At 59.0% G+C, this 19,408-nt stretch carries 19 protein-coding genes and 1 pseudogene; 9 read left to right on the top strand and 11 right to left on the bottom strand.

The window, feature by feature from the left end:
- The coding region (locus tag DT23_RS18225; RefSeq protein WP_038133676.1) for a tyrosine-type recombinase/integrase at window positions 1-247 on the top strand (247 nt) is incomplete at its 5' end.
- A gap of 71 nt (window positions 248-318) precedes the next feature.
- Here the strand turns inward: DT23_RS18225 and DT23_RS18220 are convergent.
- The 6 genes from DT23_RS18220 to DT23_RS18195 all read right to left on the bottom strand — a co-directional run bounded on the left by DT23_RS18220 (window position 319) and on the right by DT23_RS18195 (window position 5,508).
- The gene (locus DT23_RS18220; RefSeq protein WP_038133674.1) at window positions 319-651 is read right to left on the bottom strand and encodes a type II toxin-antitoxin system RelE/ParE family toxin; all 333 of its coding nucleotides are present in this window, start codon (window positions 649-651) and stop codon (window positions 319-321) included.
- On the bottom strand, window positions 648-905 hold the full coding sequence (locus DT23_RS18215; protein WP_038133673.1) for a type II toxin-antitoxin system ParD family antitoxin: 258 nt from the start codon (window positions 903-905) through the stop codon (window positions 648-650). The genes DT23_RS18220 and DT23_RS18215 overlap by 4 nt, the downstream gene beginning before the upstream one ends.
- A gap of 102 nt (window positions 906-1,007) precedes the next feature.
- Window positions 1,008-2,093 (bottom strand): plasmid replication protein RepC, encoded by a 1,086-nt coding sequence (repC, locus tag DT23_RS18210; RefSeq protein WP_038133672.1) that lies wholly within the window; start codon window positions 2,091-2,093, stop codon window positions 1,008-1,010.
- Between the two features lie 173 nt (window positions 2,094-2,266).
- The gene (gene repB / locus DT23_RS18205; RefSeq protein WP_038133671.1) at window positions 2,267-3,226 is read right to left on the bottom strand and encodes a plasmid partitioning protein RepB; all 960 of its coding nucleotides are present in this window, start codon (window positions 3,224-3,226) and stop codon (window positions 2,267-2,269) included.
- Between the two features lies 1 nt (window position 3,227).
- On the bottom strand, window positions 3,228-4,406 hold the full coding sequence (gene repA / locus DT23_RS18200; RefSeq protein ID WP_038133669.1) for a plasmid partitioning protein RepA: 1,179 nt from the start codon (window positions 4,404-4,406) through the stop codon (window positions 3,228-3,230).
- A 388-nt stretch (window positions 4,407-4,794) separates the two neighbouring features.
- The gene (locus DT23_RS18195; protein ID WP_051697429.1) at window positions 4,795-5,508 is read right to left on the bottom strand and encodes a GntR family transcriptional regulator; all 714 of its coding nucleotides are present in this window, start codon (window positions 5,506-5,508) and stop codon (window positions 4,795-4,797) included.
- Between the two features lie 236 nt (window positions 5,509-5,744).
- Between DT23_RS18195 and ehuB the strand changes: the two genes are divergently transcribed.
- The 4 genes from ehuB to ehuA all read left to right on the top strand — a co-directional run bounded on the left by ehuB (window position 5,745) and on the right by ehuA (window position 8,831).
- Entirely contained in the window at window positions 5,745-6,587 is an 843-nt protein-coding gene (gene ehuB / locus DT23_RS18190) for an ectoine/hydroxyectoine ABC transporter substrate-binding protein EhuB (RefSeq protein ID WP_038133667.1), read from the top strand.
- 87 nt (window positions 6,588-6,674) lie between these two features.
- On the top strand, window positions 6,675-7,340 hold the full coding sequence (gene ehuC, locus DT23_RS18185; protein ID WP_038133666.1) for an ectoine/hydroxyectoine ABC transporter permease subunit EhuC: 666 nt from the start codon (window positions 6,675-6,677) through the stop codon (window positions 7,338-7,340).
- Between the two features lies 1 nt (window position 7,341).
- Window positions 7,342-8,013: an ectoine/hydroxyectoine ABC transporter permease subunit EhuD gene (gene ehuD, locus DT23_RS18180; RefSeq protein WP_038133664.1), complete on the top strand. Its 672-nt coding sequence runs from the start codon at window positions 7,342-7,344 to the stop codon at window positions 8,011-8,013.
- On the top strand, window positions 8,013-8,831 hold the full coding sequence (gene ehuA, locus DT23_RS18175; RefSeq protein WP_420804695.1) for an ectoine/hydroxyectoine ABC transporter ATP-binding protein EhuA: 819 nt from the start codon (window positions 8,013-8,015) through the stop codon (window positions 8,829-8,831). The genes ehuD and ehuA overlap by 1 nt, the downstream gene beginning before the upstream one ends.
- Window positions 8,832-9,029: 198 nt before the next feature.
- Here ehuA and DT23_RS18170 read toward each other — a convergent pair whose 3' ends face one another.
- Together DT23_RS18170 and DT23_RS18165 are read right to left on the bottom strand one after the other, a co-directional pair.
- Window positions 9,030-9,818, bottom strand: coding sequence for a beta-keto acid cleavage family enzyme (locus DT23_RS18170; RefSeq protein ID WP_038133660.1), 789 nt, complete (start codon window positions 9,816-9,818; stop codon window positions 9,030-9,032).
- A complete protein-coding gene (locus DT23_RS18165) occupies window positions 9,815-11,137 on the bottom strand; it encodes an aspartate aminotransferase family protein (protein WP_038133658.1) in 1,323 nt (440 codons plus the stop codon). Before DT23_RS18165 ends, DT23_RS18170 begins: the two co-directional genes overlap by 4 nt.
- A gap of 141 nt (window positions 11,138-11,278) precedes the next feature.
- Between DT23_RS18165 and DT23_RS18160 the strand changes: the two genes are divergently transcribed.
- From DT23_RS18160 to DT23_RS18145, 4 genes are all read left to right on the top strand, one after another.
- On the top strand, window positions 11,279-12,142 hold the full coding sequence (locus DT23_RS18160; RefSeq protein WP_240473660.1) for a MurR/RpiR family transcriptional regulator: 864 nt from the start codon (window positions 11,279-11,281) through the stop codon (window positions 12,140-12,142).
- A 53-nt stretch (window positions 12,143-12,195) separates the two neighbouring features.
- Entirely contained in the window at window positions 12,196-13,173 is a 978-nt protein-coding gene (locus DT23_RS18155; RefSeq protein WP_038133656.1) for a TAXI family TRAP transporter solute-binding subunit, read from the top strand.
- A 111-nt stretch (window positions 13,174-13,284) separates the two neighbouring features.
- Entirely contained in the window at window positions 13,285-15,900 is a 2,616-nt protein-coding gene (locus tag DT23_RS18150; RefSeq protein WP_038133655.1) for a TRAP transporter permease, read from the top strand.
- The gene (locus DT23_RS18145; RefSeq protein WP_038133654.1) at window positions 15,897-16,328 is read left to right on the top strand and encodes a universal stress protein; all 432 of its coding nucleotides are present in this window, start codon (window positions 15,897-15,899) and stop codon (window positions 16,326-16,328) included. Before DT23_RS18150 ends, DT23_RS18145 begins: the two co-directional genes overlap by 4 nt.
- A 266-nt stretch (window positions 16,329-16,594) precedes the next feature.
- Here the strand turns inward: DT23_RS18145 and DT23_RS18780 are convergent, their stop codons facing one another.
- The 3 genes and pseudogenes from DT23_RS18780 to DT23_RS18135 all read right to left on the bottom strand — a co-directional run bounded on the left by DT23_RS18780 (window position 16,595) and on the right by DT23_RS18135 (window position 19,402).
- On the bottom strand, window positions 16,595-17,650 hold the full coding sequence (locus DT23_RS18780; RefSeq protein ID WP_051697428.1) for a Hint domain-containing protein: 1,056 nt from the start codon (window positions 17,648-17,650) through the stop codon (window positions 16,595-16,597).
- Between the two features lie 247 nt (window positions 17,651-17,897).
- Window positions 17,898-18,008: pseudogene (locus DT23_RS20120) on the bottom strand (IS5 family transposase); the annotation flags it as partial.
- 140 nt (window positions 18,009-18,148) lie between these two features.
- Entirely contained in the window at window positions 18,149-19,402 is a 1,254-nt protein-coding gene (locus DT23_RS18135) for a Tm-1-like ATP-binding domain-containing protein (protein ID WP_038133652.1), read from the bottom strand.
- Window positions 19,403-19,408 lie beyond the last annotated feature (6 nt).

Below are 19,408 nucleotides of genomic sequence, written 5' to 3'. Positions count from 1 at the left end.
TAAACACGTCGCGCGGCTGATCAAGCAAACTGTTCTGGACGCGGGCATCCGCGCGGACCTGCCCGAGAAAGACCGGCTTGCGCTGTTTTCGGGCCATTCCCTGCGCGCCGGTCTTGCCAGTTCCGCCGAGGTCGATGAGCGCTATGTGCAAAAGCAGCTTGGTCATGCCAGCGCCGAAATGACCCGCCGCTATCAACGCCGCCGCGACCGGTTCCGCGTGAACCTGACCAAGGCGGCGGGGTTGTGAGCCCCTGACCTCGTGACGATATAAAAATTGTCAGCTGACAATTCCACCTCATCAAGGCGATTGCCGGCGGATTAGCTGCCGCGCTTCATTGCCGTTAACGCGGCGACATGGCGCGGCAGATCGCTGCGGGCATGCAGGATGTCGATGATGATGACTTCGTCAGCGGTGTCGAGGAAAACGAGAAAATGCTCACCCACCCTTGCAAAGCGAAGATCCTCTGCGTCATCGACCAGGATGGCACAGCTTTGGCTATGGGCTTGCCCGGCCACAATCGCCTCACATCGCTCGATCAGTTCGGCTTCGTAGATCTCGGACTGGCGCTGGCCAAAGCGCGCGATGGTCCAGTGCGCGATTGCGACAAGGCTTTGTTGTGCGCGGCGTGTCAGCCGCAAACTGCGTGTCACGACGCGGTCCGGGCCTGTCTGAATGCATCACGGATCGCATCTGCGCCGCTGCCCTCGGCAAGATCACCGGTCTTGGCCTGTGCCAACCCTTCAAGCAGCCCTTGACGGATTTCGGCAAGCTGAGCCTCTTCATGTTCCAGCAATCGCAGCCCTGCGCGCATCGCCTCACTCGCGTTTTGATAGCGCCCGGAGCTGACCAGAGCTTGCACCAGCTGGTCTTGCGTTTCCGTGAGAACGACGTTTCGTGTAACCATTTCTCGGGCCTCCTGCTTTGGCAATATATGCCAATCCTGTGTTTTGATCAATGGCCATGCGCCAGGCCAAGCCATTCGCGCCATTGCTGCGTTCCGCGATTGTCAGCTGACAATAATCCCTGATGACGCCAGCAATCGGGCCATATCCAGTTCACCAGCTCGGGCGCGTTGGGTTAAATGGCGCAAGAAGCCTCCTGGATTTTTCAATGTATCAAACCGTTCCAGAAGGCAGAGGACCGCAATTGGAGCAATACAAGGGGCCATGATGCGGCTGGCTTCCTCATAGACTTGTAGATCAATGCCCATCATTGGAACTAACTGTCGTGCCTGTTTCTCCAGCTCTGACCATTCACTGGCGCCTTGGGGGAACATTCGATGATACTCGGTAAAGCTGTCAGTAAGGCTTTCACAGCTTGGGGTATCGCTTGGAACAGAGCGTTGCGCAGAATTTTGCACGTCGCTTTGAACGGGGGCTCTATCAGAGTTTTTATTTATTTCCCTATGTTGGTGGCGCTCATTTTCAGTGTCGCTGGCGCTCAAAACGGCTGCTTCGAACTCGATCAGAAGGGCGCGCAAGGCTTCGGTGTTGTTCTTGCGCCGCAACATCAGACGGGTGCGCGCGAGGAGGGGAGACAGCTCATGCACGCCATCGGGGTCGATCCCCTCGCTTGCCAGCTGTTCACACAGGGCCTGGCGCGCCACAAGAACGGCACTGCGCAGGGCGGCGTGTTCTTCGGCGCGGCGTTCACAGGCACGGGCGCGCGCCGAGATATCGCGCGCCATGATGGCCAGCGGCGCAAGATCAAACCCGTAGGCGCAGGCAATGCCTTGCCCAAGCCGCTTGGCATAGCGTTTGCGGTTGGGGCTGTCGACGCGGGTGATGATATGGGCCTCGACCAATGCCGCAAGATGGCGGCGCAACGTGCTTTCGGGCATGCCGCCAAGTCGCTCGCCCAGTGTCGCGTTCGAGGCAAACACGATCGAGCGGCCGGGGAGGGGGGGCAGGTGGCGATCGGGTACAAAGGTGAGCATCGTGCGCAACACCGTAATCGTGCGATGCGACAGGCCGAAATCGTCTGCTGCCGTTGTCAGATCGGCGACGAGTGCCCATTTGTCATGGGACACAACATCCCCGTCGGGCGCAGCCGCAACCGGCCGCCCGAGGAATCGGGTGGATTGAACTGTCATGAAATGTCACGCAGGCCGCAAAAAATCATCCCCTGTCCAAGCAGACGGAGTTGACTGATTCGTGGAAGCGGGGTATCTCGTAGGTGCAAACGACGAGAAGGGCCTTCCACTAGCTTGGGGGGCTTTTCTTTTTTCTGGTCCTGTACTGTGCCTCCTTGTTGTTACTGCTCGGGTTATTGGGGGCTGTCGGACTGCTCGGATTGCCAGCGGGCAAACCATTCGTTGAGCAGCTCATCTGCGTTCTCTTCGATCCAGGTATCGAACCCTTTCAGGCCGACACTCAGGCTGACGGATCTGTCGGTTGCCTTCACCTGCGCCAAGGTCGTGCCCGAAGGGGCGGTGACAGTGGCCTTGCGGGGCGCGGATTTCGGGGCAGGGGGGGCGACACGATGTTTGTCCTGCGCGGCTTGAAGAACCGCCTCGAACCGGGCATCCGTGGTCATCTGCGCAAATTCGGGCCGTTTCATGTAGGTATGGGCGCGGCTGCGCGCGGCAGGGTCTTGGAACAGGTCCACCAGCATCATCCAGCGTTCGCGCCCGATGGAAGGCGCGCGCCCGATCTGGCGCAGGAAATCCAGCTCGAAGGCGCAACCGACCTTGAGCATCCGGCTCACCATGGGCAGATCAATCGCAAGCGCCGCCGCGATCGTCTGGCGGTCATAGCCTGACGTTTGCAACTGCGCCGCAAAGCTGGCTTTCTCGATAAAGCTCAGATCGGAGCGGCTGTTATTTTCCTGCCCCTGCGCCATGACAAGCGCATGATCGTCAAGCTGGCGCACCATCGCCTTGACCGGCAGCCCCAACGCGCGCAGGGCGGCAAGACGGCGGCGGCCATAGACGATCTCGTAGCGGCCCTTGGCTTCGGGATGCGGGCGCAGCAGAACCGGCACCTGTTGGCCATAGGTCTGAAGGCTTTCTGTCAGACGCGCCTGTTCCGCAGCATCCAGACCCAGCCGGTCCTCAAGCCCCGCATTGTCGATCAGCTCCGGATCAATGTCCTGCACCGCATTTTCCTGCAGCTTGGTCAGGCTGCTTTGCAATGCGCCCACCGCGCCCTGCGGCGTGGGCCGTTGACGGCCCGGTGCGGCGGAATTGGGCGTGATATTCGTGCTTAATATGCCTTTGCGTGCCATGTTAGCGTCCCCATGCTGATTGGATCAGGGATTCAATTTCATCATTCACTCCATTGAGTGAATCCACCGCGCGATCATAGGTATTGCGGTTGAACTGGCTGCGTTCGACTTCGTAGATCGTCTGATGGGTCAGGCCGGCATCCGAAATCGCGGTCGATTTCAGCATCGCATTGGTCATGACTTCCTTGTTGAACAGGTTGCGCAAAAAGGCCACGACCTGTTGTTGCGGGCCGTCATTCGGCTCCAACCGGTTTATCAGGAATCTCAGAAAGTCGTAATCCATCTCGGCGCCCGCATTGCTCACTACGTCGAGCAAATCCGCGCTCATTTGCAGGAATTGCGACATCGAGGCGACATCAAGCATGTTCGGCACGACGGTGATAAACAGCCCCGTCGAGGCACATAGCGCCGCCATCGTGAGATAGCCAAGCTGGGGCGGGCAATCGAACAGGATCAGGTCGTAATCGGCTTCGACCTCGGACAAGGCCATCGCCATCCGGCTGTAGAAAGGCGGCTGCACATTGTTCATCAGCGCGCGCGGCGTTTCGTGTTCGAACTCCTGCAAGATAAGCCCTGCGGGGGCCAGATCGATGCCTTCGAAAAAGGTTTTCTGGATCACCTGACGTAAGGGCAGGGGGTCTTCGTAGCAGATCGCGTCGTAGATTGTGCCTGTCTCAAGGAAATCCACTTCGGGGCGATACCCGAACAGGGTGGTCAGCGAGGCTTGCGGGTCGATATCGACGCACAGAATCCGGTAGCCTTTCAGCGCGAGACGTTGGGCGGCGTGAATTGTGCTGGTGGTTTTGCCAGACCCGCCCTTGAAATTCAGGAAAGACAGGACTTGCACCTTGTCGCCGGGGCGGCGGCCGCGCAGATAGGTGCCGGGCACTTTGGCCGCGCTATCAAGGCGCTGGCGGATCGCGGCAAGATCGGTCGCACGATAATAGCGCCGCCCGCCTGCGCTGGTGTGCACATCCTCGATCTTGTTTTCGAAATGCAGCTTGCGCAGGAAAGAGGCCGAAATCCCCAGCAAATCCGCAGCTTCGCCTGCCGAAAACATCCGCAATTCCTTGCGCGCATCCGGTGCGAAGGCCGTCATCATGTGATTTTCAAGCGCCGCAGCGATATTCTCCGCGTTCTCACGGATACGCTCGTTGATGCGGATCGTCTTGTCGCTCATAGTTCACCTGTCACCGGTTACCTATTGCGGCTCCGGCCCTGTTAGAAACGCTGTTTTGCGCCATGCTCATTTTTAACGTTTCTATAGCCGTGTTTTGAGCCTTCGCGCAAACCTTTTCTCAGGGGCTGGCGGGGCAGGGGGGGCCACCAGATATTGTGGTTGTCCGTTATACGAGCGGCATATGTCATATAAGGCATTGAAAAATAAAATTTTTTTATGACGCAGCCCGCAATAGACCCGCGCGCGTCCCGCAAGCATCGTTTTGCATAAGCGTTCGGGAAAAACCCCCTCTCTTGCTGCTCATCAGCCAAGCAGGGCTGCTTTCACGACTCGGCTTAAGGCCGATTCTTGATGCGGGGGGCAGCGCTATGCTGTTTCTATCCCTTTTTCAGCGGATGTACCCATTCGCCGGCGGGTCAGAGCCTCGTTCTGCGCTCATGCGCGCGAAACTCAGCGAGATATGCCCGCGCCGGATATGGCCCACCGCGTCCAGATCGCCGATCTCTAGCGCATTCAGGATCTCTGCGGCTTCGCGCGCGAAAACATCAATTTCTTCAAGCAGCGCCGTTTCCGAGCCCGCAACCTGTTGCAGCCAGATTCGGGTGGTGCGAAAATACAGGCGTTTGGACATGATGCGCAGCGGCTCGTTGCGGGTCAGGTCCAGTAGCAGCAAGAACATCTCTTGATCGAGCAGCGAAAAGTCGCGTGCGCAGGGGGTGATGCGCAACGTCTTCGCGCGCGCCACGATCTCTTGCATCTGGGCAACCAGCGCGGGCGTGGGGGGCACCACATCCAACGATGTTTGCAACAGCACCAGCTCTTTGCGCAGCCGGTAAACCTGCCCCAGCTCCTCGGGTTCGACATTGGTGACAAAGGTCCCGACCCCGTGCTTTGAGCTGAGCAGCCCCTCATCCTCCAGCCGCGCCAGCACCCGCCGCATCGGCGTGCGCGACATCGCAAATTCTTCTGCCAGAAGCGCTTCTGACAGTTTCGTTCCGGGCCGGTAATCAAGCAGGACGATGCGCGCGCGAATTTCGGCGTGGGTCGCCTCAAAGCGTTCACGCGCCCGTTTGGGCTCGGTGATGAGCGGATCTGTTTCCAACGGAACCCCTCCGGTTGGTGCGCCCGCCCGCGGCTTGACGTTGGCCGGGGCAAATCGGGCGCGGTGTTTCATCTTGTGCACAACAGGTGCAATTTTCTAGTCGAGCGGTGTTCGTATCCGATAAATTCCTTGGCAAATCGCGGTGATCGACTTGACACTCGGGGTATTCCCTTAATGTTGTACACATCAATAGCGAGGCACCGCGCCTCGTCAATCATTATAAAAGGGAGAGACACATGAAATCGCTTTTCAAAACTGTAGCCTCGGCGGGGATTGCGCTGGCGGTCAGTGCTACGACTGTGATCGCAGGCCCGTTGATGGACCGCATCAACAAAGGAGAGCCGGTGCGCATCGGCTTTGCCAATGAGGTGCCGTGGGCCTATCCGGGCGAGAACAACAAGCCGCTGGGCTTTGTGAACGCCTATGTTCTGGGCGTGCTACACGAGATGGGCTATGACAATGTAACGCCGGTTGTGACCGATTGGGGCGGGTTGATTCCGGGCCTCAACGCCGGGCGCTTCGATATGGTGACGGGCGGGCTGTATATTCTGAACTCGCGCTGCCAGAACGTCGATTTCTCGGAGCCGATGGCGAAAGTGGGTGATGCGTTTGTCGTGCCCAAAGGCAACCCGAAAAACCTGAACAACTATAGCCAGATCGCTAAGGCGGGCGCAATGTTCGTCACGGGGGCCGGCTATAATCAGGTGGAATCCGCGAAAAAAGGCGGCATTTCGGATGATCACGTGATGACCGTGCCCGGCCCGACCGAGATTCTCGCCGCCGTGCGCGCAGGTCGCGCCGATGCGGGCGGGGTGACCTATTTCACCGCGCAGAACCTGGCCAAGCAATCAAATGGCGCGCTGGAAGTGTCGGATGTGACGCAACTGCCGGAATGGACCCAAAGCTGGGTCGGTATCGGGTTTCGTAAGAACGACTCGGATTTCGTGAAGAAGTTCAACGCCGCCCAGAAGAAATATCTTGGCTCGCCCGAGATGATGAAGGCGGTTGAGCAATACGGCTATACCAAAGCCAACCTGCCCGGCGACAAGACCGCGGCTCAAGCCTGCGAAATGAAATAACTCGCCTGCTCTCGTTCGGGGCGCGCTGCATAGGCGGCGCGTCCCGCTTCACGCCCCCTCAGACATCTATGAAATGGCACGCCGGGAATGAGCTATATCGACTTTCTGAAAGAATATGGCCACCGTTTCCTGGATGGCACGCTTGTAACGGCAGAGCAGTTCTTTCTCGCGACACTGCTGGCGATCTGTATCGCGTTGCTGGCAGGGCTGATGAAACTGTCGCGTAACCGGCTGATCCGGGGCGTGGCCGTGGTCTACATCGAGTTTTTTCGCGGCACCTCACTGCTGGTCCAGCTTTATTGGATCTTTTTCGTGCTGCCGCTGTTTGGCCTTACCTTCGAGAAATTCACCGCAGGCTTTGTGGCGGTGGGGATGAATTTGGGCGCCTACGGCGCCGAACTGGTGCGCGGGGGCATTCAATCGGTCCCCAAAGGCCAATGGGAAGCCGCCTACGCGCTGTCGCTGAGTCCGTTCAAACGTATGTGGCGCATCATCTTGCCCCAAGCCTTTGTCAATATGCTGCCGCCATGGGGCAACCTGTTGATCGAGCTGCTGAAAAACACAGCCCTTGTCGCGCTGATTTCGGTCTCGGATCTGATGTTTGAAGCCAAGCAGATCAATGGTTCGACCTTTCTGTCGGCCCAGACTTTTGGCACGGCTCTGATCATTTATTATGTGCTCGCACGGTTCGTCGTGACGCCGTTCATGCGCTGGCTTGAACGGGTCATGCGCCGCAAGCTCGGGAGGGCCTGAGATGCCGTTTAACTGGAACTGGGCCTTCACATGGGAAATCCTGCCCAAGCTGTTGCATGCGGCGCTCAATACCTTGCTGGCAGCGGGTCTGGGCTACGCGATTGCGGTGGTTCTGGGCCTGATCCTGGCGCTGGCGCAACGCACCCCGTCGCGCGCGGTGACTTTTGTGATCCGGGAATTTGTCGAATTCATCCGCTCCACGCCACTCATCTTGCAGATCTTCTTTGTCTATTATGTGGGGCCGCAATTTGGCCTGCGGCTTGGGCCGTGGACGGCGGGAATGATCGCAATCGGCCTGCATTATTCGGCCTATCTGTCGGAAGTGTATCGCGGCGGGCTGCAAGCTGTGCCCAAGGGGCAATGGGAGGCCTGCACCGCGCTGAATCTATCCCCCGCCAAGACCTATTGGCGCATCATCATTCCCCAAGCCATTCCGTCAGCGCTGGCGGGGATGGGCAACTATCTTGTGGGGATTTTCAAGGATACGCCGATGCTGTCGGTGATCGGGGTGGCTGAACTGATGCACACCGCTAACGCGATCGGTTCTTCAAGCTACCGCTATCTGGAACCTTATACGCTGGTGGGGATCATCTTCCTTGCCATCTCGCTGCCCACCGCAGCGCTCATCCGCATATTCGAAGGCTATGTGCGGCGCAAACTCGGATTGAAATGATGGATGAAGATTTTTCGCAATACCCGCTAGAGCTGACGGGCGACGATATCCCGATGGTGCGGTTCTCGCGCGTGAGCAAGCGCTACGGCGCGCTGACGGTGCTCGACAATCTGGATCTGGATGTCGCCGCCGGCGAAATGATAACGATTATCGGGCCATCCGGTTCGGGCAAAACCACCGTGCTGCGCATGTTGATGACGCTTGAGACGATCAATGAGGGCGTCATCTATGTCGATGGCAAGCCACTGACCCATATGGAAAAATGCGGCAAGCTGGTGCGGGCGGACCGACGCTATCTGCGCCAGATGCGGGCTCAGATCGGGATGTGTTTCCAGCATTTCAACCTGTTTCCGCATATGACCGCGCTGGAAAACTGCATGGAGGGTCCGGTGCAGGTTCTGGGCATGAAAAAAGCTGCGGCCCGCGCGCGCTCCGAAGAGCTTCTGGAACTGGTGGGCATGGCCGACAAGCGCGACCAGCACCCGGCCCGTTTGTCGGGTGGCCAGCAGCAGCGCGTCGCGATTGCGCGCGCACTGGCGATGCGCCCCAAGGTGATGCTGTTTGATGAGGTGACCTCCGCATTGGACCCTGAAGTGATCGGCGAGGTCACAACCGTGATCCGCAATCTGGTGGACAAGCATAATCTCACGATGCTCATGGTCACGCACCAGATGGGCTTTGCCAAGGACATCTCGGATCGTGTGTGTTTCTTCTTTGATGGCAAGATCGAAGAGCAAAATTCGCCCGAAGAGCTGTTCTCGAACCCGCAAAAAGAACGCACCCAGCAATTCCTGAGCGCGGTGAAAGAGGCGGGCTAAGGGGGGCTGTCGCATAGTTTTTTGTGCGGGGTATTGTTCCTCGCAACGCCGCTTTGTGCGTGAGGGAGGGCATTTTTGCGCACATCATTGGCCGGGCGCAACCATGTCTCTCTACCCGCGATCAAGTCCAGAATATCTTCCGCCCGCGTCGCGAGTGCCACGTCAGCGACTTGATATCCGGCGTCCCGGCTTTCCCGGTCAGGCGTGCCGATCGCTTGACGATGCCGTGCCGATTTCAAGCGCTGCGATCTGGGCGACGCGCGCGGCGTTGTCGGGCGCGGTGCTGCCATCGGCCATGTGCACGGAATTTTCAAACCCGACTCTTGCCTTGCCGCCCGCCCGCAGCGCGGCCTCCAGACACACCGTTTCGCCTTGTCCAAAGGCACACAGCGCCCAATCCGGTGCGATCTTGATCTGCGCCATCCAGTCGAGGAAGGGCGTCAGCATATCAGGCGTTGAAACCTGCCCCTCGACATAGCGCCCGAGCACGAAAATCAGTTGCAGATCAGGACTGTGCAGCAAGCGCGCGGGGAGCACCTGAGCCAGCGCCTCGCCATCTTCGCGGCTATAGAGAATGTGCTGAACGGCAATGCCTTGCGCATCCGCCTGCGTGTAAAAACGGGTGGCGAGCGCAGCGTCGTCGCGCAGCATCTCGCGCGTTGAGACCGAGACCATATCGGCCCCCGAGTTCAGCGCCACATAGCGTTGATGTCCGGGCAGATAAAGCCCCGCCGCCTCGGTCGTGATCTGGATCGCCATGTCGCCAAGACGCGGGCGCAGATGGGCCAGCGCCTCGCGGTAAGCCACGCTATCAAGCAGATGCCCACCCGCATCATCGCGCAGATGCAGGTGCAAGGCGCCCGCGCCCGCCGCGTGACAGGCCAGCGCCGTGTCGGTGATCTGATCGAGTGTGACGGGCAGCGCGGGGTGATCGGCACGGGTTTTGCGCGCGCCGTTGGGCGCGACCATGATGCGGGGCAGGCTCATCCCAACACGCTCGTGATTGCGCGGCCCAGCTTGTCGATCAACTCGCCGATCTGATCGTCGCTGAGAATGAAGGGCGGGGCGAGCAGGATGTGATCGCCGCGTTGCCCGTCAATCGTACCTCCCATCGGATAGCAGATCAGCCCGGCTTCGAACGTCGCCGCCTTGATCTGTTTGTGCACCGCGCGGGCGGGATCGAACGGCGCTTTGGTTGCGCGATCCGCGACGATTTCGAGGCCGCGAAACATGCCGCGCCCGCGAATGTCACCGATATTGGGATGTTCACCGAACGCCGCGCGCAGGGCTGCATCCAGCTTTTCCCCTTGGGTCGCCGAACGCGCGACCATCCCGCCCTCGGTCAGCTTGCGCAGCACCGCATCGGCGGCGGTGCAGGCCGTCGGGTGGCCGATATAGGTGTGGCCGTGCTGGAAAAACCCCGAACCCTGCACAAATGCGTCGTAGATTTCAGCCGTGCATAGCGTCGCGCCAATCGGCTGATAGCCTGCCCCCAGCCCTTTGGCGATGGTGACGATGTCGGGCGCGATTTCGTCTTGCTCGCAAGCAAACAAGGTGCCGGTGCGCCCCATCCCGCACATCACCTCGTCAAGGATCAGCAGGATGCCGTATTGATCGCAGATCTCGCGGATGCGCTTGAAATAGCCCGGAACGGCGGGCACCGCGCCCATCGTCGCACCCACCACCGGCTCGGCGATGAAAGCGACCACGTTCTCGGCTCCAAGGCGCTGGATTTCGCTCTCAAGCTCGTTGGCGGCGCGCAGGCCGTACGCCTCGGCGCTCTCGCCCTCTTCGCGCCAGCGGTATTCATGCACGGGGGCGATGTGGCTGACGTCGATCAAAAGCGGGTTGAACTTTGCGCGTCGCCATTCGTTGCCACCCGCCGCCAGCGCGCCCAGCGTGTTGCCATGATAGCTTTGGCGGCGCGCGATGAAATGCTTGCGGCTTGGCTCGCCCTTTTCAACAAAATATTGCCGCGCCATCTTGAGCGCGGTTTCCACGGCCTCCGATCCGCCCGACAGGAAATAGACCCGATCCAGAGTGCCGGGCGCGTGAGCGATCAGGCGATCTGCCAGCCGTTCCGCCGGTTGTGAGGTGAAAAAACCGGTATGCGCGAAGGCGATCTGATCAAGCTGATCCTTGATCGCGCCGATCACATCCGCGTCAGAGTGACCAAGGCACGACACCGCCGCGCCGCCCGAGCCGTCCAGATAGCGCTTGCCCTGCGCATCAATGATGTAGGCCCCGTCGCCCCTTGTGGCTATGGGCAAAGTCGCTTTGGTGTGGCGCGGAAATACATGGGTCATGTCGGTCCCTCCTTCGGGACAAGAAAGCGTGAAACTCGCTGATACAGATGTGAAACATATGGATCATGAGTTGACAATAGATGAAACAACTGAAACGCTCACCGTAACGAGAACAATGGTGATGGAACCTGGGGAGGGGCATTGTCGGGCAGCTTCGAACAGCGATTGGCCGCGCAATACGGCAGTCTGAGCGCGCGTTTGCGTCAGGCTGGCGATTATATTGCCGACAACCCGATCAGCATCGCCACGCGCTCGCTGCGCGCATTGGCGAGCGATTCGAAACTGGCGCCCGCGACATTCACCCGCCTTGCCCATGCGTTGGAGTATGAAAACTTCGAGGCGCTGCGCGAAGCGATGCGCGACCGGATCGGGCGTCGGGTCTTGCCGTTCGCGGATCGTGCGGACCGGTTGCAAAAAGATACGCTGACCCGGCAGGAGAGCTTTCTGACGCGGTATGGCATGGCCTGTCAGGACAATATCGCCGCTCTCTCCGCTGCGATCGAACCGGAACAGTTAGAGCGGGTGGCCGAGCGGCTGGCAGGCGCGCGCCGCGTGATTTTGCTGGGCGCGCTCGGGTCGACCGGGATTGCCGAATATACCGCGTATATCGCGAATTTTCTGGGTGACAATTGGGAGATCGGGGCGCGGGCAGGGGCCTCGCTCGGGTCCACGCTGGCCGGGCTCGATGAGCGTGACGCCGTTCTGGTCATAACCAATCCGCCCTTCGCGCGCTCGTCTATCCGGGGGGCCATTCTGGCCCATGAACAAGGGGCTTATGTCACTTTGATCACCGATAGCCGGACCTGTCCGGGGCTGCATGCGGCCGATGACAGTTTCATCGTGCCCACCGACAGCCCGCATTTTTACACATCCTATGTCGCCATCATGTTCCTGCTGGAAGCTATTCTGGCCATGGTGGCACGCCGCGCGGGGCCCCGCGCAACCGAACGTGTCGCCGAGGTGGAGCGGCGCAACAGGCTTTTGGAAGAAGTCTATGTGCGCTGAACCATCCGGTGTGACCGTAACCCAAGACTGAAAACGATCAACGGGAGTAAAATATGAAGAATTTCCTTAAACTCGGCCTTGTTGCCGCCGTCGCAGGGGCACTGTTCGCCCCCGCCGCGCAGGCGCAGGACAAGGACCAGTTCATCACCATCGGCACCGGTGGCGTGACCGGGGTTTACTACCCTACCGGCGGCGCAATCTGTCGTCTGATGAACAAGAACCGCAAAGAATATCACATTCGCTGCTCGGTCGAATCCACGGGTGGCTCGGTTTACAACCTCAACACGATCCGTGATGGCGAGCTGGATTTCGGCGTCGCTCAGTCCGATTGGCAGTATCACGCCTATAAAGGCGACTCGAAATTCGCCGACAAAGGCCCGTTCGAGAAACTGCGTGCGGTGTTCTCGATCCACCCCGAGCCCTTTACCGTAGTGGCGCGCGCTGATAGCGGCATCAAGAACTTTGCCGATCTCAAAGGCAAGCGCGTCAACATCGGCAACCCCGGTTCGGGCCAGCGCGGCACGATGGAAGTGCTGATGGATGCGATGGGTTGGAAAAAGTCCGACTTCGCGCTTGCGACCGAGTTGAAAGCCTCCGAGCAGTCCAAAGCCCTGTGTGACAACCAGATCGACGCGATGGTTTACACCGTGGGTCACCCCTCGGGTTCGATCCAGGAAGCCACGACCTCGTGTGATGCGGTGCTGGTGAATGTGACCGGTCCCGCCGTGGATAAGCTGGTCGCAGACAACCCCTATTACGCGACGGCGACGATCCCGGGCGGCATGTATCGCGGCAACCCCGATGATACGCAAACCTTTGGTGTGCGCGCGACGCTTGTGACCTCGGCAGACGTGTCTGACGATGCCGTTTATGCACTGACCGCTTCGGTGTTCAATAACTTCGACGAGTTCAAGAAACTCCACCCGGCCTTTGCGCATCTCAAGCCCGAAGAGATGATTTCTGCCGGTCTGTCCGCGCCGATCCATCCCGGTGCGCTGAAGTACTACAAAGAACGCGGCTGGATTAAATAAGCCGCGCATAACTTGGGCGGGTGCGTGTGACGTGCCCGCCCTTTTTAGACGTTTACAAGATAAACAAGCCGCGCATACGCGGGTGGCCAGCTTAGGCTGGAGGGGGGACCGATGGCGGAAAATCGCGCCTTGAACGAACAAGAGTTACAGGAACTGGTGCAAAGCTCTGATAGCGGAGCGCGCAACCCGCGTGGTTGGGTCGGCGTCATGGTCGCCGTTGTCGCGCTGAGTTGGTCGATCTTTCAGGTCCTGCTGGCGTCACCCATCGGCCCTTATGTGTTGCCGGGCGACATGATCAACAACGCCCGCCAGATCCATCTGGCCTATGCCATCTTCCTGTCGGCGATGGCCTATCCGTTGTTCAAATCCGCCCCCAAAGAGTATGTGCCTTGGTATGATTGGGTGCTTGCCATCGGCGGCGCTTTGGCGGCGATGTATGGTTATTTCTTCTACCAGAAGATCGTAGATAACGGCGGTCTCGCCGATACGCAGGACACTTACGCGGCCCTCGTCGGTATCTTTCTGTTGTTCGTCGCCGCTTACCGCACGCTCGGTCCGGTGATGGTGGCGCTTGCGATCGTCTTTCTCGCCTATGTTTTCTTCGGCTCCTCCGAGATCTTCCCCGAACAGATCCGCTGGGCCGGTGCAAGTTTGCGCAAGGCGATGAGCCATATGTGGATCACGTCCGAGGGCGTGTTCGGCATCGCGTTGGGCGTGTCCACGAAATTCGTCTTTCTCTTTGTGCTATTTGGCGCGTTGCTGGAAAAGGCGGGCGCGGGCAATTATTTCATCCAGATGGCCTTTGGCGCACTGGGGCATTTGCGCGGCGGTCCGGCCAAGGCCGCGGTTGTCGGCTCGGCTGCGACGGGTCTGATCTCGGGCAGCTCGATTGCCAATGTGGTCACCACCGGCACGTTTACCATTCCGCTGATGAAACGCGTGGGTTTCAGCGCCGAAAAGGCCGGCTCGGTTGAGGTCGCCTCTTCGGTGAACGGGCAGATTATGCCGCCGGTGATGGGGGCTGCGGCCTTCCTGATGGTGGAATATGTCGGGATCTCGTATATCGAGGTGATCAAGCACGCCTTCATTCCGGCGGTCATTTCGTATATCGCGCTGTTTTATATCGTCCATCTTGAGGCGGTGAAAAACAAGATGCCGACCATCGGGGATCGCGTGGTCTCGGTCTGGCGCACGGCCTTTGGCATGTTCATGTTTTTCGCAGGCTTTGCGGCGCTGTGCTATGTCACGCAATATCCGGTGCGCCTGATTTCCGCGCTGGTGCCGGAAGGGGCGGCTTGGGTGCTCGCGCTGCTGGTGCTTGCAACCTATGTGGCGCTTGTTTGGGTCGCAGCCAAGGTGCCTGATCTGGCACCCGACGATCCCGCATCCGAGATCGTCAAACTTCCCGAAGTGGCCAAGATCTACAAAGCCGGTCTTTACTATCTGCTGCCGATTGTGGTGCTGGTCTATTTCCTGATGATCGAGCGTAAATCACCGGGGCTGTCGGCTTTCTGGGCGTCGTTCCTGCTGTTCGCGATCCTGCTGACACAAAAGCCGCTCAAGGCGATGTTCAGGGGCCAAAGCGAAACGGTGCCCTTGCTGCGTGAGGGGCTTTTTGACCTGATCGGGGGCATGATTGACGGCGCGCGCAACATGATCGGGATCGGTCTGGCCACCGCAACGGCGGGCATTATCGTGGGAACGGTGTCCCTGACCGGGATTGGTCAGGTGATGGCCGATTTCGTCGAGTTCCTTTCGGGGGGCAACCTGATCCTGATGCTGGTTTTGGTGGCGATCCTGTCGCTCATTCTTGGGATGGGGCTGCCGACGACGGCCAACTATATCGTCGTCAGTTCGCTGATGGTCGGGGTGGTTGTGCATCTGGGCGCGCAATCGGGCCTCGTGGTGCCGCTCATCGCGGTCCATCTGTTCGTGTTCTATTTCGGGATCATGGCGGATGTAACGCCACCTGTCGGACTGGCGAGCTTTGCCGCCGCCGCGATCTCGGGGGGCGATGCGATCAAGACCGGCTTTGTCGCCTTCTTCTATAGCTTGCGCACCGTCGCGCTGCCCTTCGTGTTTATCTTCAATACCGACCTGCTGTTGATTGATGTGACGTGGTATAAGGCGATTGTGGTCTTTATCGTCGCGACAATCGGTATTCTCGTGTTCACGGCGGCAACGATGGGTTTCTTCCTCACCCGCTCGCGGATCTGGGAGACGGTGGCGCTGCTGCTGATCGCTTTCACCTTGTTCCGTCCCGGCTTCTTCATGGACAAGCTCGAGCCTCCTTATCACGAGGTTCCGCCCGCGCAGATCGCGACGCAGCTTGACAAGGCCCCTGTGGGCAAAGAGTTGCGACTGATCTTTTCGGGGCCGGATTATGACACCGAGAAGCCCAAGGATCTGACGGTGCTGGTCAAGGTGCCAGACGGGGCAGACGGTCAGGCGCGCCTTGATGCGCTTGGGCTGTCCGTTACCGATCAGGACGGCAAGGCTGTGGCGGATGAGCCGATGTTTGGCTCGGAGTTGCAAAAGAAACTCAGCGGCTTTGATTTCTACGGTAACACGCCGGTCACGCTTTCGGCGGTGAAACTTCCCAATGAGCAGACGCCCAAAGAGGTGATGTTCATCCCCGCCTTCCTGTTGCTCGCCCTCATCGCCTTCTTGCAATATCGCCGCAAGGAAGATGATGACGCCCCTCTGGCTAAAGGAGAACTGGCATGACCGATACGATACTGTGCGCAATCGACGTGAACCGCCCCGAACCGGAGCGCAAGGTTCTGAAATGGGCGGCGCGTCTGGCCGAGGTGGAAGAGGCGCAGCTTGATGTGATTACCGTCATTCCCGATTACGGAATGTCGGTCGTTGGCGGCTTCTTCTCAGGCGACCATACCAAAAAGGCGCGCGCGCAAGCCCAAGAGCTGCTGCGAGTCTATGTCGGCGACGTTTTGGGCGAGGAAATGAACGCCAAGGTGCGTCACGTCGTGGGCGTCGGCACTGCGTATCACGAGATTCTCTCGGTCGCCTCAAAGGACGGGGCGGATATCATCGTGCTTGGCGCGCATCGCCCCGATCTGAGCGATTATCTGCTTGGCCCCAACGCAGCGCGGGTGGTGCGCCACTCGAACTGTTCGGTATTTGTGGTGCGTTGAGTGAAAGTGACCCATCAGGAATGGCGGTAACTGTGCCGGGTGTGTTGTCACGTTACCTTCCGCGCCTTGCAAGACTGGCCGGTTTCTGCATCAGTACCGGCTGCCTTCAAGTCGCGAACCGGGCAATCGGAAGTAGATAATGTGACAGCGCCGACACAACCCATCTGAGCCAGACAGGCGCATTTATAATCCGATCCACGAAATGCCGGGACTGAACAGCCAACTCAACTGTTCAGTTTGTCGGGCCACCTCTGGATATCATGACCTTAAGATGAGCGCAAAAACTTGCGGGCAAGCAGTTTCGCCTCGTGCTTGCGCAATATCTTGCGGGCAGCGACCGGCGCCTCGTGGTGCATGGGGTGCAGCTCGGGGAATAACGCGATGACCTCGTCGCAGCTTGGCTTGTCCAATGCCTGCAGCGCCATGGTGTTGGGATAAAAACTCTCGCAGGCAACACCATTGGCAAACACGACTTCATGCTGATCGAAGAGGATGTGATAGTAGGTGATCAGACCGCCGACACGTCGCTCGATCAAGGTGTTGTTCACAAGATGCTTTGCCGCGATCAACGTCTCGGTCTCACCGGTGAGCAGTTCGCATTCCGATCCCGTCAACAGCACCCGGTGCTCGGCTGAAAGTAACAGCTCGGTCTGGTTTCCCAAAGCGCCGGGGCGAAACAGAATTGGTGCGAATTTTCCATAGGCTGCGACCGAACTTTGTCCGATCCATCGGATTACCTTGTAGCCGTTATCCCGGGTCAGCACCTTGTCGCCAACGCGCAAACTTTCGATCCGAATCGCACCCTTACGCGTAATGATCCGCGTACCTTGGGCAAAACAGACCGGAAAATCGGCCCCCGACTGGAGGTCAAACGTCACGGCCGCGTTGGTTTCCAGATATCTGACAAGCTGGTTTGCGTTGTTGATTCCAAGGAGTTTGAGTGTGGTGGACAGCACCGGCGTGTCGAGAATTTGCGATGCCAGACCATCAAGAAGTTCAGCCTGAGTGGTGTCGATATATTCGACATGCGAAACGTTATCGACCTCATAGACGTTCACTGCAGCGGGCGAAGACAAATTGACCTGTATCCCCAAAAGCGACACGCCGATCGTGGAACTGCCGCTATAGACCGCATCGACCGTTTGACCGCCGAATTCCGTAGCCTCGTTCGCGTCAATTACGTGGTCATTGTCAACATCATCGAGTGTGAGAGTGGTATCGGGCTCACTGGTGAACGCAGATAGGGCGTAGGTTTGGCCAACCGTCAGCAGTGACCCGTTGAAAGCGTAAAGATCGTCCAGCGTTGTGGTGCGCATAACCATAAGGATACTCCTGCTAAAATGCGTTTTCTCGTTCCCATACGCGCCCGCGGGCACAATCGAAGAAGTGATATCGCTTGGTCGACAGCTCTGCGTGTCTCCCCATTAGAGTGTGCAAAACGCAAAGATGCAACCGATGGTTGCGAATTGCAAAAAGACCTCACGAAAGCGTTGCCGCAGGGGTGCCGACTGTGGTCAGGGGGGTATCACACTAACTTCTTCTTTACGGGAATGGCTCTGGCTCTGGAATTTCAGGCGGTGCGCTCTCAACCCCTAGCAGCTTGGCAAGCGCCCGCATCAAGCCCTCAGTTTGACGCAGCGGCTGCGTGAAAATCAGGCCCAGCTCAATCGCCAGATCAGCGTTGAACTTATGCGGCATGCTACAACATCCTGAAAAGTTCGGACCGCATCAATATCAGCGGTGGCACGATCCCTGCGTCAATGCCGATAATCTGCGCCTTGGATAAATGGCTGTTATCACAGTGGCATAGCGCGATGCTGTCAGGTTAGCGCCCCACTCTCTACGGCTCCAATTAAACCTTCCGCGCGCCATGTGTCAAAGATCTCAAGCGCCTTCTCGGCAAAGGCCAAGTCATTAATATGGGCGTCCACTTCGTGCAGTTCCAGCGCGTCGGGGCAGGCCGATTTCAAGGCGTCATAGAAGGCGAGCAGCCCCTCAGGATCGTGTAAATCATTGCCTGCGCGATCAAGGTCATGAACCCCGCGCAATGGCAAGATCAGGGCCGTCGGCCCCGTCGCCTGCCCGAGTTTCTCTCCATGCGCAGCAGCGACCGCGCGGCGTTCCGCGTGGTCTAGCACGATCGAGGCCAAAAGCCGGTTATGGGCGTGGCTCGGGTGATCCTTCCATTTTTCGGGGCGCGGATGCCAGCCGACAATATCGACAAGGTCGTGACAGCCCGGCGCGATGATTTGCGGCGTGCCGGTGCGCCCGGCATTGGTCAACCGATCAGCCCCGGCACTGATGGCCGAGCCGCCAAGATGATTGCCAACCTCTTGCGTGGCAAAATCGAAAACACAGGCAAAGGCCCCCTGTGCGGCAAGGCTTTCAAAGGCGCGCCCGCCCATGCCGGTGGCGTGAAACACCGCGACCTCAAAGCCGCGCTTTTCCAGTTCGGGTTTGAGCGTCACCATATATTTCAGAAACGACTTCCCGAACGAGGTCATACCGATCAGGGGCTTTCTGCGGTCGGGCAATTCGACCGCGCGCGCAGCCCCCAAAACCGCCCCCGCCGCTTGGCTAAGCGAGGCTTTGCAGATCGAATTGAGGCCATACAGCCCGCCCGCCCACAAGATCATCTGCACATCCGCAGCAATCCGTTCGGGCGGCAAAAGTGGCGAAAACGCCACCGTTGAAACAACATATTTCGGCACGCCAAGGGGCAGGGCTGCGCAAAGATCCAGCGCAAGATCAGTGCCCATCGTGCCCCCCAGCACGATCATCGCGTCAAAGCGCCCTTGCGCGTAAAGCCGAGACACCAGCGCCGCACCGCCTTGCGCCATGATCTGCATTGCGTGGTTCTCATCGCCGCTCGCAATCGCCTGCGCGATCGAACTGCCACCTTCTTGCGCAACCTGATGTTTCGAGATGTCGGTGGGGGCGGAGGGGTCACCCAGCACCGAGACATCCATGCTCAGGACACGCCCACCCTGCGCCTTGATCACTTCGCGGATGTAGTTCAGTTCGGCATCCTTGGTGTCATATGTGCCCACGACGAGAATGGTGCGATCTGCCATGTCAGC

It is taken from the genome of Thioclava indica (assembly GCF_000714545.1).
Classification (GTDB): domain Bacteria; phylum Pseudomonadota; class Alphaproteobacteria; order Rhodobacterales; family Rhodobacteraceae; genus Thioclava; species Thioclava indica.
This window is presented reverse-complemented; position numbering and strand designations above follow the sequence as displayed.